13 protein-coding genes are annotated in these 16,929 nt (G+C 63.9%); 5 read left to right on the top strand and 8 right to left on the bottom strand.

The window, feature by feature from the left end; genetic code table 11:
- Positions 1-34: 34 nt before the first annotated feature.
- From RAM60_RS00710 to RAM60_RS00725, 4 genes are all read left to right on the top strand, one after another.
- The gene (locus tag RAM60_RS00710) at positions 35-2,167 is read left to right on the top strand and encodes a GumC family protein (protein WP_510640003.1); all 2,133 of its coding nucleotides are present in this window, start codon (positions 35-37) and stop codon (positions 2,165-2,167) included.
- Positions 2,164-3,330 (top strand): glycosyltransferase, encoded by a 1,167-nt coding sequence (locus tag RAM60_RS00715; RefSeq protein WP_369025997.1) that lies wholly within the window; start codon positions 2,164-2,166, stop codon positions 3,328-3,330. Before RAM60_RS00710 ends, RAM60_RS00715 begins: the two co-directional genes overlap by 4 nt.
- Complete coding sequence (locus RAM60_RS00720; protein ID WP_369025996.1) at positions 3,321-4,790, top strand: glycoside hydrolase; 1,470 nt, start codon at positions 3,321-3,323, stop codon at positions 4,788-4,790. Before RAM60_RS00715 ends, RAM60_RS00720 begins: the two co-directional genes overlap by 10 nt.
- A gap of 149 nt (positions 4,791-4,939) precedes the next feature.
- Entirely contained in the window at positions 4,940-5,935 is a 996-nt protein-coding gene (locus RAM60_RS00725) for a GNAT family N-acetyltransferase (RefSeq protein ID WP_510640005.1), read from the top strand.
- Here RAM60_RS00725 and RAM60_RS00730 read toward each other — a convergent pair.
- The 7 genes from RAM60_RS00730 to RAM60_RS00760 all read right to left on the bottom strand — a co-directional run bounded on the left by RAM60_RS00730 (position 5,918) and on the right by RAM60_RS00760 (position 13,841).
- On the bottom strand, positions 5,918-6,778 hold the full coding sequence (locus tag RAM60_RS00730; RefSeq protein ID WP_369025994.1) for a glycoside hydrolase family 16 protein: 861 nt from the start codon (positions 6,776-6,778) through the stop codon (positions 5,918-5,920). The genes RAM60_RS00725 and RAM60_RS00730 overlap by 18 nt on opposite strands.
- Positions 6,775-8,259: a lipopolysaccharide biosynthesis protein gene (locus RAM60_RS00735; protein ID WP_369025993.1), complete on the bottom strand. Its 1,485-nt coding sequence runs from the start codon at positions 8,257-8,259 to the stop codon at positions 6,775-6,777. Before RAM60_RS00735 ends, RAM60_RS00730 begins: the two co-directional genes overlap by 4 nt.
- Positions 8,260-8,263: 4 nt before the next feature.
- The gene (locus RAM60_RS00740; protein ID WP_369025992.1) at positions 8,264-9,130 is read right to left on the bottom strand and encodes a glycosyltransferase family 2 protein; all 867 of its coding nucleotides are present in this window, start codon (positions 9,128-9,130) and stop codon (positions 8,264-8,266) included.
- A gap of 144 nt (positions 9,131-9,274) precedes the next feature.
- Positions 9,275-9,559 (bottom strand): hypothetical protein, encoded by a 285-nt coding sequence (locus tag RAM60_RS00745; protein ID WP_200982243.1) that lies wholly within the window; start codon positions 9,557-9,559, stop codon positions 9,275-9,277.
- 204 nt (positions 9,560-9,763) lie between these two features.
- Positions 9,764-11,515 (bottom strand): GMC oxidoreductase, encoded by a 1,752-nt coding sequence (locus RAM60_RS00750; RefSeq protein WP_369025991.1) that lies wholly within the window; start codon positions 11,513-11,515, stop codon positions 9,764-9,766.
- Positions 11,516-11,531: 16 nt separating this feature from the next.
- Entirely contained in the window at positions 11,532-12,719 is a 1,188-nt protein-coding gene (locus RAM60_RS00755) for a DegT/DnrJ/EryC1/StrS family aminotransferase (protein WP_369025990.1), read from the bottom strand.
- Positions 12,720-12,899: 180 nt separating this feature from the next.
- Positions 12,900-13,841, bottom strand: coding sequence for a hypothetical protein (locus tag RAM60_RS00760; protein ID WP_369025989.1), 942 nt, complete (start codon positions 13,839-13,841; stop codon positions 12,900-12,902).
- Positions 13,842-14,082: 241 nt separating this feature from the next.
- Here RAM60_RS00760 and RAM60_RS00765 point away from each other — a divergent pair, with 241 nt between their 5' ends.
- On the top strand, positions 14,083-15,066 hold the full coding sequence (locus RAM60_RS00765; RefSeq protein WP_369025988.1) for a sterol desaturase family protein: 984 nt from the start codon (positions 14,083-14,085) through the stop codon (positions 15,064-15,066).
- Here the strand turns inward: RAM60_RS00765 and RAM60_RS00770 are convergent.
- On the bottom strand, positions 15,017-16,903 hold the full coding sequence (locus RAM60_RS00770; protein WP_369025987.1) for an AMP-binding protein: 1,887 nt from the start codon (positions 16,901-16,903) through the stop codon (positions 15,017-15,019). The two genes, RAM60_RS00765 and RAM60_RS00770, sit on opposite strands and share 50 nt — an antisense overlap.
- Positions 16,904-16,929: the final 26 nt, after the last annotated feature.

The raw sequence follows: 16,929 nt of genomic DNA on the forward strand, positions 1-16,929 counted from the left end.
CGGGTGAACCGGTCAGCGCAATCGAGACTTGGCCATGAATGAATCGCGACAGCTAGTACCGGAATCAGCCAGCAGGCTGCCCATGCGCCAGGGTTCGGCGCTGGTTGAGCGCAGCGACAAGCTCGACCTCGGCGAGACGATGACCTTTTTCCGCCGCCAGCGGACCACCATTGCCGCGGTGACCGCCCTTTGCGTGGTGGCGGCAGGACTTTATTCGGTGCTCGCGCCCAAGGAGTACCTCGCCAAGGCGACGGTCATGCTCACCAACGACGAGCAGCAGGCGCTTCGGGCAGGCGGATCGGTCGAGACGCAGAAAGTCTTGAGCAGCGAGCTGGTCGACACCCAGGTCGAGATCATCACTTCGCGTTCGATGGCCGAACAGGTCGCGGGTTCGCTGGGGCTGGATCGCGGGCTGAACGAATTCGAACTGCGCGGCGTCATTGACGAGATGCAGAGCGATGTCTCGGCGGAGCGTACAGGCAAGAGCTACGCGCTCGCCATCGGCTATTCCGCTTCGGAGCCGGAGGCAGCGGCACAGATCGCCAACGAGTTCGCGCGCCAGTTCACCAATTGGGAACTCAACAGCGACAAGGTCCGCAATGTCGAGGCCCGTAACGTCGTGCGCCAGCGGCTCGGCGAATTGCGCGGGCAGGCGCAGGCCGACACGCAGGCGCTCCAGCAATACCGGATTTCGAACAATCTCCTCAGCACGTCGGGTGCTTCGCTGACCGAGCAGGAGATTTCCAACTACAACCAGGAAGTCGCCCGCGCCCGCGCCGAAGCGGCCGAAGATGAAGCGCGCCTCGCGACCGCGCTTGCCCAGTTGCGTTCCGGCTCTTCGGGTGATGACGTGGGCGAGGCGCTCGGATCCTCGGTCGTCTCGCAGCTGCGTGTCCAGGAAGCGCAAGCGGCGAGTGAGGTAGCGAACCTTTCTTCCAAGTACGGCCCCAACCACCCGCTGCTGATCCAGGCGCAGAGCCGCCTCACCGAAGTGCGGGGCCAGATCCAGAACGAAATCGGTCGCGTGATCTCCAACCTGCGGGCCAAGCGCGAGGTGTCGGCACAGCGCCTCGCCTCCCTCAACGGCAGCCTGTCGGGCGCCCGTGCGCAGCTGTCGCAGAACAACGCGGCCATGGTGGGGCTGAGTGATCTCGAACGTGCGGCAGAAGCTTCGCAGGGCATCTACGAGACCTATCTCAACCGGTACAAGGAACTGCTGGCTGCGGAGGGAAGCGAGAAGCCCAATGCCCGCATCCTGACCATGGCCGAAGTGCCGATGCTGCCGGAAAAGCCGAACATTCCCCTCAACATGGCGCTGGCGCTGGTCATCGGTCTCGGTCTTGGCGTGATCGCTGCCTTCGTGCGGGAAGCGATGTTCCACGGTGTTTCGACCCCTGAAGAGGTCGAAGACGCGACGGGCGAGCATTTCCTCGCATCGATCCCGCTGCTCCAATCGGTCGAACCGCGCATCCGCCATGCGATTACCGCGGTGCAGGATGCGCCCAATTCGGCCTTCGCCGAGAGTTTCCGCGCGCTCGACACCGCCATCGGCCAGATAACGCATGACGGTCATCAGGTGATCGCGATCACCTCCTCCCTGCCGGACGAAGGCAAGACGGTGATTTCGTGCTGCCTGTCCTACGTCCTTGCGCAGAGCGGCAAGCGGGTGATGCTGATCGATTGCGACCTGCGGCGGGCAGGCATCAGCAGGCTGCTCGACATGCGCCGCTACGAAAACGGCCTGGTCGAATACCTCGAGGGCAAGGCGACGATCGACATGGCGGAAATGGTCGGCGACCGGTCCTTCTGCGTGTTGCCGCTGCGGCCGAGCGAGGAGCACCCCGAGCACCTTCTGACCGGCGAACCGTTCAAGCGACTGCTGGCGGAATTGCGCGCGACGTTTGACCACATCATCCTCGACCTGCCGCCGGTGCTGCCGATCGCATCGGCACCGATCATAGCCAGTCGCGCCGATGCTACGGTGATGGCGGTGCACTGGCGCAAGACTTCGCGCCATGCGCTGCGCACGGCACTCAAGCGCCTGCCCGCCGACCAGGTGAACCTCGTGGGCATGGCATTGAACCAGGTCGACATGCGGCGTCGCGCATACTTCGATCACAGCGATCCGTCGTTCTACTACAAGCAGTACCGCGAATACTACGCATGACGGGCAGCACGCCTTCCCGGGTCGCAGCCTACCACCCCGCGCCGAGCCGCTTCTCGGCGCCGCGGGTAGCGATCGTGCACTACTGGCTCGTCTCGATGCGTGGGGGCGAGCGCGTCGTCGAACGCATGCTGGGCCTTTATCCCGGCGCCGACATCTTCACCCATGTCTACGATCCGGCGCGCATGTCCGACACGATCAGGCAGGCCAGAATCGCCACGAGCTACATCGATCGACTGCCCGGCTCCAAGCGGTTCTACCAGTACTACCTGCCCTTCATGCCGACCGCGCTCGAGCAGCTCGACCTTTCGGGATACGACCTCGTCATCAGCAGTGAATCCGGTCCGGCAAAGGGCGTCATCACCGATCCTGGCAGCCTCCACGTCTGTTATTGCCACTCGCCGATGCGCTACCTGTGGGACCACTACCACCAGTACCGCAGGGCGGCGAACCCGCTGGCCCGCGCGGCGATGCCGCTGGTGTACAACTGGCTTCGCCAATGGGATGTCAGCTCGAGCGCGCGGGTCGACCGTTTCGCGGCCAATTCCGGCTTCGTGCGCAACCGCATCCGCAAGGTCTGGCGGCGCGAGGCTGAGGTCATCCACCCTCCGGTCGAAACTTCGCTGTTCACCCCCTCGCTCGAGGTGGATGACGAATACCTCTGGGTGGGCGCGATGGTGCCTTACAAGCGCCCCGACCTCGCAGTCGACGCGTTCAATGCGAATGGCCGCAAGCTGCTGATGGTCGGCCAGGGCAGCATGCTGAAATCTCTCAAGGCGCGAGCAAGGCCGAACATCCGCTTCGTCGAGCGGTTGGGGTTCAACGAGCTGCGCCGCGCCTACTCCCGGGCGCGGGCCTTCATCATGACCGCCGAGGAAGATTTCGGAATCGCTCCTGTCGAGGCGATGGCCTCGGGGCGCCCCGTGGTGGCCTTTGCAGGAGGAGGGTCCCTCGAAACCGTGATCGCCGACAGAACCGGGGTGTTCTTCGGAGAACAGGAAGTCCATTCGCTGGTCGACGCAGTCGAAAGTCTGGAGTCCTTCCTCCCGCACTTCGACCCCAACCATGCGATCGAGCGCGCCGAACACTTCGCGCCCGAAGTGTTCGACGAGCGGATGAAGCGCTTCATCGACGAGGGCAGCGAGGGGATTCGCCAATGGAACTGACGATCATCGGCTTTGCGATGATTGTAGCCGGCGGGTGGATTGTGCTGGCGGGGGGGCTGCGGCACGCGCTTGGCTTCCTGATGTTTTCGGCGCTCTTCAACGGCTCTTCGGCCGTTGACTTGCCCGCGCTCGGCGGTTCTTCGATCCCGCCGGTGCAGTTCGCACTGCTGTTCGTCTATCTTCGCCTGCTCCTGCCTGGTGGGGGAACGCTGCCCGACCTGCCTCGGGCTATGCGCGCCAATCGCTGGTTTGCCGCCTTCGCTCTCTACGGCGTCGCCTCGGCCTTCATCCTGCCACGCATGTTCGCCGGCCTGATCGACGTAGCTCCGATGCGCGCCTTGATGACCGGCGACCTTTTCGCGACGGTTCCGCTCGAACCGACTTCGCAGAATCTCACGGCGGCGAGCTACTTCATCGGCGCCCTCCTCATCGTGATCGCCGTCTGGTCGATGATGCGCCGTCAGGGCATGGCTGGAACGATGGTTGCGATTCTGGTCGCCATGGCGTGGTTTCATGCCGTTACAGGGGTAGTCGCCACGGTGCTGCGCGACACGCCGGGAGATGCGGTCTTCGATTTCTTTCGCAATTCCAACTATGCCCAGATGGATGACGCGGTGGGCGGCTTCGCGCGTATCCGCGGCGTCCTGCCCGAAGCTTCCACCTATGCCAGTGTCGGATTCGCGCTCTTCGTCGCCAATGCCGAGCTCTGGTACCGCTCTGTCCGCTCGCGCCGGACGGGGGCAGCGGCTCTTGTCATGGGATTGGTGCTGTTCTTCAGCACGTCGTCGACCGCCTATCTTGCGCTCGCATTCTATGGCCTCGTTTTCGCGGCGAGGACACTCGCATTGCCTCAGGTGGCGGACTTCCGCAAAGCCCGCATTGCCTTGGCTGCCCTGTTCGCCGCGATGTTCTTCGGTGCCATCCTGCTGCTCGTGTCACCCGATCTGATCCGCTCGCTAATCGACGTGGTCAAGCGCATGACGGTCGAGAAGTCTGCCAGTGATTCAAGCCTGCAACGCGTCTTCTGGGCGATGCAGGGCTGGGAAGCTTTCAAGTTCTCCTGGGGCATCGGTATCGGTGCCGGCAGCTTCCGCTCGTCCAGCCTGCTGTACGCCATATTGGGGTCGATGGGTGTCATCGGCGTGGTGACGTTCGCGATGTACCTCGCTGGCCTGATCCAGCCCGGACGCCGCTCGAGCTGGGTGGCGACCGACGATGAACTCGACACGGTAGGCGGCGCGCTTGGTGTGGCGGCGGTGCTCAGCATCGTACCCGCCATGGTCAATTCGCCTTCGCCGGTCCCCGGCGTGATGTTTGCCTTCCTTGCTGCCGGGTCGCTCGCCGTGAGGCCGCGCATGGTCGAGGTTCGGCGCGCCCAACGTCGCCCAGCTGGCCAGCATGAGAGGCTGGCGGAAGAGATGCTCGACGAATTGCGCCAGGAAGGGCTGGCAAGGCCATGACATACCATTCGGCCATGGACCGGGCGACTGTGGGGGCCGGGGGGGCGACGAGGCGCCGACTGGTGGAAGGTGCGTTGCGCCTGCCCTTCCGAACAGAGATAGTGCGATCTCGCTCCCGCTTCTCCGAATTGGCTCCCGATTGGGATGCATTGGCCTCTCTGCACGAGACCCCGCTGGCGCTTCACGGCTGGTACGAGGCAGCGCTCGAAGCACAAAGCGATAGCAATCCGGATCTATGCATCCCGCTGATCTGGCGCGGGGACCGGCTGGTTGCGGCAGCTCCGCTGATGCATTCGACCGGGAAGGGACCGGGCCGACTGGTGCCTGTAGATGCTTTCACGGGCGAACCTGACAGGGTCCTCTATTGCGACGAGGACTCGCTCCTCGCGCTTGCCGATGCTTGCTCACAACTCGGAGAGCCCATGCTCTTCCGACGCTTTGCCGCCCCTGCAGCGGATGCGAACGGCTTTGCCCGCCAGCTGCGGCGCCATGCTCCAGGCATGCTGCGGGAACGGCATCGTGCTTCGTTCATAACGATGCCGGACAGCTTCGAAGATTTCGAAGCGAGCATGTCAAAAAGCCGGCGCAAGACGATCAGGCGCAAACAGAAGATGATGGAGAACGCCGGCGGTTACCAACTTTCGGTAGCAACGCCCGGAGAACACGAAGTCAAAGCTCTCCTGGACCGGTTCGCGGTCATCGAAAACGCCGGGTGGAAAGGGCGCGCTGGTACTTCCCTTATAAGTGACCCGACAATGGCACGTTTCGTGTTGAAGGTGGCTAGATCGTTCGCCCGCACTGGTGATGCTGTGGTGACTTTTCTCACACTGGATGGCGAAGATGCCGCGGGTCGGGTAATCCTCCAGCATGGACGCAGCTGGTGTGGGATCAAGATAGGGTACGATGAGCGGTTCGCTCGCTATTCCCCGGGTATCGTCCAGATGCACGAGACTTTGCGCCACGCTCACGAGCGGGGGATCCGCAACTATCGCTTCCTCGGGGTGAGCGAGGATTGGCAGAACTACTGGCCACACGAACGCCGCAGCGATTACCGGCTGGCGGCCTACCCTGTTTCCTTCGCAAGTTGCCGGGCGTTGTTCGACGATGCGAAGACGGCAGTCGGCTCGCTATTGCGGCGCTTCTGAAGCCTTCTTCCGGCAGGCTTCGGGATCGTTCGCAGGCTTGTACACCCTCACATAGTCGACCTCGAGAACAGATGGATCGGGTGTTTCGTCGATGGGATACCCGGAACCGAGCGCGAGGTTCACCAGCGGATAGAGCGGGGTATCGATCTCTTCCGGGGTCACCTGCCTCCACACCTCGACCCCATCGAGGAAGTACGTAATGTTGCCCGCATCGACCCGCACGCCATAGCGGTGGAAGTCGCTGGTCAGCGACCCCGTCGGCACACGGATGGTGCTGCCGTCGTGGGTCGAAACCCGCTCGTCATCGTCGGCGTACCAGACATGGGTCGTGGCGAAGTAGCGGTCGGTCATGTGGCCGTAGTATTCGATCACGTCGATCTCGACCTTTGGAAGTTTGGAGGCTGGCTGGAGGCTCATCAGCCAGAAGGCCGGCCATGTGCCGGGGCCCGGCGGGAGCTTCATCCGCGCTTCGAAATAGCCGTACTGCACGCCCCATCCGCGGCCCTTGGGGTCGGCTGCAGCGATCAGGCCCGAACGCCATTTGCCGGTTTCGTCCTTGAAGGCGGTGATCGACAGGATGCCGTCCTTGACCCGGAACGGCCAGGAGGGACGTGGATCTGAGAACATCGCATCACCGAAATCGCCGTTCCACGGCGTGTGCGCGGTCCAGCGTTCGCCGTTCTCGATGAACTTGGGGGCGACTGACAGGGTGTCGAACTCGTCTCCGTAGGCCAGCGTATAGGCACAGAGATCAAGATGCTCGGGCGGGATGGCCTCACTGGCGGAACAGCCGAAGCAAAGCGCTGCCGACAGCAGCAGGAAATGGTTGGCCGGGTTCCTCATGCTCCGGCCAGTCGCTGCAGTCCTCCGCATCCCGGCATGCGTGCGGCGAGGCGGACCATTTCGAGGAACGCGCCTTCGCCACGACCCGACTGAAGCCAGATCGCCCAATGCGAAACGGCATAGGCAAGGGCACCGAGCGGCGCGAGGACGAGCAACTGGATCAGGCTCCCCTCGAGCCCGGTTATCGACCAGGCCCCAAGTACCGCGATAGCCATCACTCCGAGGCTGGCGATGGTCGGCATGTGCACCCGCAGCTGTTTGCCCAGCGGCACACCCAGAAGCTTGCGCACGACCATCATGCTGATGAGCGCGTTGACGAGACTGCTTGCCGCTCGACCTGCTGCGGCACCTACCAGCCCACCGGCGATGAAGCCGAGGAGGATCAGCGGAATGCGGGCGAACAGTGCCGCGAGCTGGCGCAGGAAGAGGTACTTCGTCTCGCCCATCGCCATCCCCAATGGGCGGACGGCGGTGATGAAGGTGTCGAAGGCATAGGTAAGGCACAGCAGCTGAACGATCGGTGCGGTCACCAGCCACTTTTCGCCGAGCAGGACAGCGACGGCCGGGACTGCGAGCAGCGACAGGCCGATCGCGGCGGGTGCAGTCAGCATGGCGACCCCGGTCTGCGCCTCCATGTAAGCCTTTCGCAGGCGCTCCCGGTCCTCGCCCAGCGAGGAGAAGCCGGGGAATAGCGCATTGCGCAGCGGCAGCGACAATTCGCGCGACGGGATAACCGCGAGGTTGTCCGCCATCGCGTAGAAACCGAGTTGTGCCTTGGTTGCATAAAGCCCGATGGCGAGCTGGTCGAAGCGCCAGTTCACCGTCTCGCAGAGCTGGTTGAGGAACATCCAGCCTGAGAAATCCCATACTTCGCGCGCGCGCCTGAGCGTGAGAGCAGGGAAATAGGGGATGAGGAAATAGCTCGCGAGGGCGGCGAGAACGATGCCGATCGCATTGCCGACGACGATGGCCCAGAAATTGCCCCAGGCGAAGGCCAGCACGATGGCGAGCAGCAGGCCGCAGGCCTTTTGCGCGACCTGGAAGATGACCAGCGGGCCGAACCGCATATCGCGCGTGGCGAGCGTCAGCATCGGGTTGAAGAAGTCGGTGAACGCGCCCGAAAGACCGGCCACCAGCAGCACGGCGAACAATCGCTCGTCGCCATAGGCCAGCGCCAGCGGCCAGGCGGCAAGGGCGACGCCGCCATAGACCAGCACCGCGCGAATGGCGGACATGGTCCATACCGTGTCGACGAGGACCCGGTCGGGATTGCGATTCTGTACCAGGGCTGGCTGGAGCGATGCCTCGGTCAACGAAGCCGCGACGGTCACGACCGCCGTCGCGATGGCCACGATGCCGAAATCCTCGGGTGTCAGCAATCGCGCGAGGACGAGGATGCCGAGCGCGTTCAGCACGCTCGCCACGATCCTTGCCGAACCGAGCGAGAGCGCCCCGCGGATTACTCCAAGGCGCAGGCTCATGCGCTCAGAGCGCCTCGATCCGCTCGGGATCGATCCGGCCGCGCAGCACGTCGCGCGCGGCGATGAAATTGCCCGCCAGCCTGCCGCGACGGTCGATGTCCTTTTCCGGCCACAGGCTGCGCACCGCGTTGGCGGTGATGTTGCGCATCATCAGCGTGCGGCCGGTGCTGCCGCGAATGGTCCCCTTGCGCAGGAGGTAGGCGATATTCGCGACCTGCGAGTAGCCGAGGCGAAGGCCCGACGTCTTCCCGCTGCGCGAACCCATGTGGATGCCCGTCAGTTCGCTGGTCTTCACCAGCGTACCGCGCCAGCCGAGCTGGTAGGTGAAGTCGACGTCCTCCTGCCAGCCGTAGAGAGGCAGGCGCTCGTCGAACTTCAGCCCTTCGGCCGCAGACAGGCGAATGGCCATGTTGCAGCCATAGAGCGACTGGCACTCTGCCAGCCGAGAGGGCGGACGCTCGCCCAGCACGTCGAGCCGGTGAACCGCATCCTCGAACCCGATGGGCGATGTATGCGCGCCGTCGGCCACGAGGACACCGGTCGCCCCGACGACTTCGGGGCGGTAGCGGAACAACGTTTCGATGCGGCGGAGGAAGTCGCGGGCAGGGACGAAATCATCGTCGATGAAGACCACTACGTCGCTGCTGTTGCCGATGTGCCGCAGAGCGGTGTTCCGCTGTTTGCACAGGCCACGATCGGACAGGAGAATGTCGACCGCGTCGTCCTCACCCTCGAGCCCGGCGATGTCCTCGCGGCTGGCACCGACCACGACGATGCCGTCGGCCCTGCGTTCCTGCAATGACAGGTGATCGACCACCCGGCGCACGATGGCTGGCCGGCCTGTGGTGGCGATGGCTACATGGATGCGCATTGTCCCTCCGCGTCTCGATAATGGCGCAAGGGGAAAATACCCCACCCGGCGCGGACGAAGAAGGGTGGCAAAGGGTTCAATCCCTATGGGTTAGCGGGTGCGACTCCGAAGGGCCCAGGGAATGTTCGCCATGAGATTCGGCGATCAATGCGGAGCAGTCTTGTCCTCCATCTTGTCAGCCAGGGATCTCAGCAGATCGGGCAATTCCTCTTCCATGCCGAACATCGCATAGAGGTTCACCGTGGCACCAAGCATCGCCAGTCCGATGGTGGAACTGGGGACACCGGAGCGCACGAAACGCCCGTATCCCGCAACGAAACTCTGCGCGACTTCCTCGAAATCGCGGATCAGGAAAGTATCCTCGTTCTTGAGCAATTCCTGCAGCTCCTCCAACAGGAATGGTACCCTGCCTTTTCGACCATCCGTCATGGTGCAAGCAGTCCTATCCATCGACCCTAACCCAACCAGGATCGAGGTGTTCGAACCGGTTAGGCCCTCGATATTCCGCCGCACGGAGATTGACAGTGCCCTAGCCCCCCGTTCCCGTGATTTGCGCAACAGGAGAGTGTCGATTGACCACTTTGGTATAGATGGTGCGGCCACGCACTTCTCATTAATGGGGCGCGTTACGGGTCAGCCCGTAATAGCTTCGAGGTGTCTGTCCGAAGCGGCCCTGGTATCGTTCACAAGGCAGGCCGACTGACTTGTGAGATGGTCGGCAAGGCGCAGCGCGACGGCAAGGTACATCCAGGTCGGATTGGCATGCCCGCCGGTCGGGAATACCGATCCGCCGGCCGCAAAGAGATTGGCCGCCCCATGTACCCGGCAGTCGGTGTCGACCACACCCTCGCTTGGGGTAGACGCCATCCGCGTCGTACCCATGCTGTGCGCGCAATCGATGATCGACGGGGTCGCGTTTACGTCGTCGATCCACGGTTCGAAGTCGGGAACGGGCCAATCGTTGGCTGCGAAACTTTCCGCCACCGAACTCGCCATGACCCGCAATGTCCGGTGTTCTTCTTCGCCCGTCCGCCAGGTTGCGCAAGGCAAGGGTTGGCCAAGGGCATCGAGACGATCCGACAGGTCGATGCGATTTTCGCGGCGCGGCGCGGTTTCTACGATCGCTTCGAGCGACAATCCCGACAGCTTGTGGGGCAGGCCGCCGGTCTGGAATTCGTCGGCAACCGCATTGGGCAGGATCCGGATAGCTGCCTCGATGACCGCGCGACGGATCGCTTCAGGCATGTGAGGGGATGCCAGCGCCTTCACGGCCGCACCGCGCAGGACAAGCCCACTGCCGCGAAGGACGGTCGCGAAGTCTGATCCGACCGCCGCGCTGCGCCGCCTCAGCAAGCGCTCGAGCGCAGGCCACGGGTCGTCTGGCGCACGTTGCTGGGCGAACCAGACGGCGCCGTTGAGGATGCGTTGGCGGCGCTGGGTGGCAGGATCGAGCGCCAGTCCGTGCTGGAACATGTGCGAGCAGCCACCATATGCCAGCGACTGGAACCCGAACAGGCGCGACAACCGTGCCGCATCCTCGCGGCCGATAAGCCCGAGCCGGGTCCCTGCGTGATCGACGAGATATCGGCCTACATTGTCGTAACGGTTCAATGCCGCACCTGCTCGGCCGCACGAGGAGGCCAGCATCAGTCGGGCATTCTCTATGGCACTGGCGGCAAGGACGACACGGCGTGGACGCACCGTAATCCTGGCTCCGGTCAGGCTGGCGACATGCAGGTCGCTCACTTCGCCGCTCGCCTCGTTGAAGCCGATTTCGGTTACGGTGGCATCGAGCAGGCACTGTGTACCCTCACCTATGCCCGGTGCCAGGTCCCGACCGAAGCGCATGAGGTCGAGCCGGTCGACGCGCGAACCGGCGAACTGCCAGTAGAAAGAGCGCAGGCCGGCCGACTCCACAGCAGGGACGGGCAGGTCGGGGCTCAACCCGAGCATCTCGCCCGCCTGGGCAATGTAGGGTGCCAGTTCCTGGAGCCTAATCGGCCATCCCGAGCTTGCTACCCAGTCGCGCGGCTCGAAGTCGATTGGATCGAAGGAGGCAGATTTGCCTGCCCACGCCTGCGTGGAGCCGCCAAGGCCGCGGCATCGCACGCCATAGGCCTGCCGCTGCGGGTCCCACAGCTTCGCCTGCGGACCGTGGAATTCCGCGCGCGCGTCGGCGCTGTCCATTGCTGCCGCAAAGATCTCGTTAAGCGCTTCGTGCGCCGGATCCTGCTGCTCGAGCCCGCTTTCCAGCAGCAACACCTCGACCCCGGCACGCTCGCAACGCTCGGCAATGGCAAGGCCGACCGGTCCCGCACCGACGATGGCGAGATCGGTGGCGATGACTGCGCCATTGTCCGCCAAGTCGATCCTGCGGGTCTTCACGTGCCCGGAATCCCGGTCAGCGTCCCTGGACGCGCTCGATGAGGCGGTAAGCCGCACTATCGGGCGCGCCGGGCGTCCAGAGGGTCTTCGCGAGGATGCGCGCCAGCACTGGCGACCACCCGGGCGAGATGGTGATCTTGCAGCTGCGCCGCATGATATCGAGCGTGCGCGCGCAAGTGTTCTCGTCGTAGTGGACCGGGCGTTTCGACCATGCCCAGGGGTTCATCGCCGGATGGGCCGTGCGATGGTTAAGGATCGGATCCCAATTCGTATAGACGTGCTTCGAATTGTCGTAGATCCGGTGCACCGCCGGCCGCTTGGCGAATTCCGATGCCTCTTCCGCAGTGTCGAAGATGACCGTCAGGCCGGCGGCACTGTCGGGATCGTTGTGCGGCGAAATGCGCGGCCCGTTCCGCTCTCGCAGGATGTCCGCCACGATTCTGCGGTTGCGCTTCATTGCGGCGACGGCAGCGGGAAGCCGGGACAGCTGCACGTCGAGCATCGCGCCCTGCACTTCGGTCATACGCGAGTGGGAAGCGAGGAAAGCTGGCTCGTTGCCTGCCTCGTATCCGTCGCGCGCCCAGATTCCGAGGTCGTGGAAGTTCATCAGGCGCGAGAACAGGTTGGGGTCATTGGTGACCACTGCGCCGCCTTCGCCGATGGTCATGTTCTTGTAGTGGTTGAAGCTGAAAGCTCCGATCGCGCCGAAGCTGCCGAGCTTGCGGCCCTTGTATTCGATGCCGACGGCCTGGCAGGCGTCCTCGACCACAACAAGGTTGTGGCGGCGCGCGATGTCCATGATCGCGTCCATGTTGCACGGCGCATTGACCATGTGGACCGGCAGGATCGCACGGGTCTGCGGAGTGATCTTGCGCTCGATGTCGGCGGGGTCGATCGTCAGCGTCTCGTCGATGTCGACGAGGATCGGGACCGCCCCCGCCAACGCCGGTGCCGCCGCACTTGCGATCCAGGTATACGCCGGAACCAGCACCTCGTCCCCAGGCCCTACGCCGATGGCAGTCATCGCCGCGTGCAGCGCCACGGTCCCGCTGGTCAGGGCCAGCGCGTGTTCGCTGCCGATGTATGAAGCAAAGTGCTTTTCGAAGCCGACGGTCAGCTGGCGCGGCCCTTCGTTGCGCAGCAGATTCCCGCCCCGCAATGCCTTGCCCGCGGCGACCCATTCCCTCCAACCTGGCTTGCTCATCCTGTCATCCGTTCTGCGGCCGCCCGAAACGCGGCCTCGATGTCTGAAATCATAGGGGTACCGGTGGGTCGCTGCGCCGTGGCAGAAGGACATTCACCGGATTGGACGCACCTACCCTTACGAATAGTGGGCCAGCCGCTCCACCTACTCGCAAGGATAGGGTACGCCCCGCCAAAGGGGTCAGCGCTTCCCTTCGGCCAGAAAGCTGCGTGCAGCCTTCTCGAGCAGGCCGATGTCGCGCGGAACCTCGCCCAGAAGGCAGGGGCTGCCGGCAGGATCGCGCCTGGCTATCACGAGGACATATTCATCGCCCTCGCCGTCGAGCAGTTCGAGGCCGTGCGCCTCGACCTTGGCAAGCTTGCGGGCAATGGACTGCCGGGGAAGCGTTCGCTCAGCCGGAGCCTCCGCCCCCTCCTCGGCATTCTTGAGCAGCCGCTCCAAGGCAACGATGTGACGGATGCCGCCAGGCGTATCGGCAATGTACTGGGGCACGCTGCCGGGCTTGAGCGCTTCGCGCTGGCAATAGGAGATGACCGCGGCAATCTCGCTCAGGCGGGTCTTGTCGTAATCCTTGCCGAAGACGAGCTTGGCGAGGGCGACCAGGCGGGCGCGGTCGGAAATCTCGATACCTGCATCTTCCACATGCCGCAGGTATTCGACCGGGAACCGGCGCGCGATAAGCGAGAAATCATAGGCCTTCCCAATCGCTTCGTAGAGTGCTGCGCGGGTACGTGCCTCGACGAAGTGATAGACGAGCGCCTGTTTCCGTGCGCCGTGAAGCGCGGTCTCGAGCGGAGTCTGCGCCTTTTCGACGGGCTCGGGCGGGGCGATATCGCGCGTCCGTTCGACTGGTTCGCTTTGCACGGCAGACCAGGCGAGACGCGGCGACTTGATGAACCCGTCATCCTCGGGCGGCTCGGAAGACGCGCGAATGGCACCCGGATCAGACCGCAGCCTGGGCTTGACGTCGATCTTGCGAACCGGCGGGTCGGGTGGAAGTTCGTCATGCAGCAGGAGCACGCCCGGCTGACTTTCGATAGCTTCCTCGCCGCCGATTTCACCTACGGCAATCAGTTCGTTGTCGAGCGTCAGGATTTCATCGCCGAAGTTGCGCGTTGCCATGCCCATCCGTCCTTTCGTCGGCCACGTCCTGCGTCCCGGTGCAGATCACGGCTTCCTTCCAGTTTCCACCGCACGATGGCGCGGAGGCAATTGGTCATGGGGCGTAACCCCAATGACGGGTGCAAGGTGCACGAAGGGGGGAATGGCGATTTCAGGCTAATACGAATGCCAAGCTGCGGCTCAGGGGCGCTCTGGGTAGTCTCGTGATCATGATACGGGCAGCACATCGGAGGGATCACGCTTGAACGCGAAGCTGGAAGCATTCGCGGCGCTGCCGCCGTTCCTTTTTACCTGGACGACGTTTTTCGCGGCGGGCGCGATCTTCTTCCTGCTGCGATTCCGCCGTCGACTGGTGCAGTGGTCGGTACGCGATCTCTTCCAGACGCTTTTCCCCTTCGATCCGCTGCGCTCGAAAAGCTTTCATGCCGATCTCAAGGTCTACGTAATCCGCAAGCTGACCGATTTCATCTTCCTCGCCCCGGGCACGGCAGTCTGGGCAATGGTGGCGACAGCGACTGCAGCTGCGCTTGGCACTTGGGCGATCCTGCCGACCGGGGCGGTGCCAGGGCTGTCCGGTATCCTCGTAGTGGCGGTGACGCTGACCTTGCTGGGAGAGTTCGTGGCATTTGGCTGGCACTATGCCGAACACAAGGTTCCCTTCATGTGGGAACTGCACAAGGTCCACCATGCAGCGGAAACGCTAAATCCCTTCACCAACCAGCGCGCACATTCGCTGGTCCTTGTCGGCAAGTATTCGCTCAAGGGGCTGGTCGGAGGCGTGCCATCCGGCCTGTTCATGCACTACTGGGGCTTCAGCCTGGTCGAGGTGCTGGCCATCGGCGCGCTGGCCAACCAGCTGCTCACGATCTCGACGCTGGACGCCCTTCGCCATTCGGAATTTCCCGTCGGCTTCGGTCCGCTCGATCGCCTCTTCATCAGCCCGCACATGCATCAGGTCCACCACAGCAGCCTCGAGGTGCACTGGGACCGCAATTTCGGCAGCAACCTGTCGATCTTCGACTGGATGTTCGGCACCGCCTATCACCCACAAAAGGGCGAGGAGATCGTCTACGGCATCTATGGCCTCGATGAGCAGGAACTGGCCAAATACTACACGCTCAAGGGGACCTATATCGACCCTGTGGTGAAGAGCCTGCGCTGCATCAGGGACGCGGTCATCCCCCGGGCGGAACATCCCGAGGTACTGGCCGAACGGCTTCCCTGACCGCGTCGATCACGCTCGCGTCCTCGATCGTCTGCGGGACGATGATCTCCGCCCCGTTGACGATGTCGCGCAGCAGGTTGCGCAGGATCTTGCCCGAGCGCGTTTTCGGCAGGCCGTCGACGAAGTAGATCGAGCGCGGGCTGGCGATTGCGCCGATGTCCCCCCGGATCGCGGCGACGAGTTCGCGATGCACCGCCTCGAGGTCGCCGCACCCGGGCCGGGTAACGACGAAGCCGACCGCCATCTCGCCCTTGAGTTCGTCGGCGGCCCCGACCACGGCGCATTCCACGACCTGCGGGTGGTTGGCGACAACCTCTTCCATCTGGCCGGTGGAAAGCCGGTGTCCCGCCACGTTGATGATGTCGTCAGTGCGGCCCATGATGTGGATGAAGCCGTCTTCGTCAATCATCCCGGCGTCGCCGGTCGTGTAGAATCCCGGAAAGTCGGTGAAACCGGCAGCATAGCGCTCGGGATTGTTCCATAGCGAACGGAAGGCCCCGGGCGGCAGTGGTTGCTCGATCAGAAGATTGCTGACGGTACCGGCGGGGACGTCCGATCCCGCATCGTCCTTAACCCTGAAACGATAGCCAGGCACGGCGTGTCCCGCACTGCCCGCCCTGATCGCGGTCTGGCCGAGACCGAAACAGGTCGCGATCGCGGGCCAGCCGAGTTCGGTCTGCCACCAGTGATCGATCACCGGCTTGCCCAGTTTGCCGGCTATCCAGAGCAGGGTGTCTGGATCGGCCCGCTCGCCGGCGAGGAACAGCGCTTCGAGCGAGGCGAGCGAAGCATCATCGATGAACGAGCCGTCGGGATCGGACCGGCGGATCGCCCTGATCGCGGTCGGTGCGGTGAACAGCACCTTCACCCGGTGGCGGTCGATGATCCGCCAGAAGGTGCCGGCATCGGGGGTGCCCACAGGCTTGCCTTCGAAGAGGATGCTCGTGCATCCGGCCAGCAGCGGCCCGTAGACGATGTAGCTGTGCCCGACGACCCAGCCGATGTCCGATGCCGCCCAGTATGTTTCGCCCGGACCCACGCCATAGATATTGGCCATCGACCACGTAAGCACCGTGGCGTGCCCCCCATTGTCGCGCACGACGCCCTTGGGTGTGCCCGTAGTTCCCGAGGTATAGAGGATATACAGTGGATCGCCCGATGCGACCGGGACGCAAGGTACAGGACCGGAAGTCTCGTAGGCCGCCGACCAGTCGAGATCGCGGCCTTCCTGCAAATCGGCCTGCAGCTGCTCGCGCTGGAGGATGATCGTGGCTGCCGGTTTGTGCCGGGCGATATCCAGCGCCGCGTCGAGCAGCGGCTTGTAGGCAATAGTCCGCCCCGGCTCGAACCCGCACGAGGCGCTGAGGACCAGCTTCGGCTCGCAATCGTCGATGCGCTTGGCGAGCTCGGGCGCGGCGAACCCGCCGAAGACGACCGAATGCACTGCGCCCAGCCGTGCGCAGGCGAGCATGGCGTAGGCCGCCTCGGGCACCATCGGCATGTAGATGATCACCCGGTCGCCCCTGCCCACGCCTTGCGCCGCAATCATCCCCGCCGTCCGCGCGACCCGTTCCTGCAACTCGGCGAAGGTGAAGGCCTGGGCCTGGCCGGTGATCGGGCTTTCGTAGATCAGCGCGGTATCGTCGCCACGGCCCGCCGTGACATGACGGTCGACGGCATTGTGGCAGGTGTTGATTTCTCCGTCGGGAAACCAGGTGTCGCTTTGCGGGTCATGCGCCACCTTAGGAAAGCGCGACCATTCGAGCGCGGCGGCGGCATCGAGCCAGAACGCTGCCGGATCGTAATGCGCCTTCGCGGCGATTTCGGGAAATCCCATGTCCTCTCCTGCTCTTGCGCGGCATG

It is taken from the genome of Qipengyuania sp. RANM35, from assembly GCF_041021145.2.
GTDB classification, from domain to species: domain Bacteria; phylum Pseudomonadota; class Alphaproteobacteria; order Sphingomonadales; family Sphingomonadaceae; genus Qipengyuania; species Qipengyuania soli.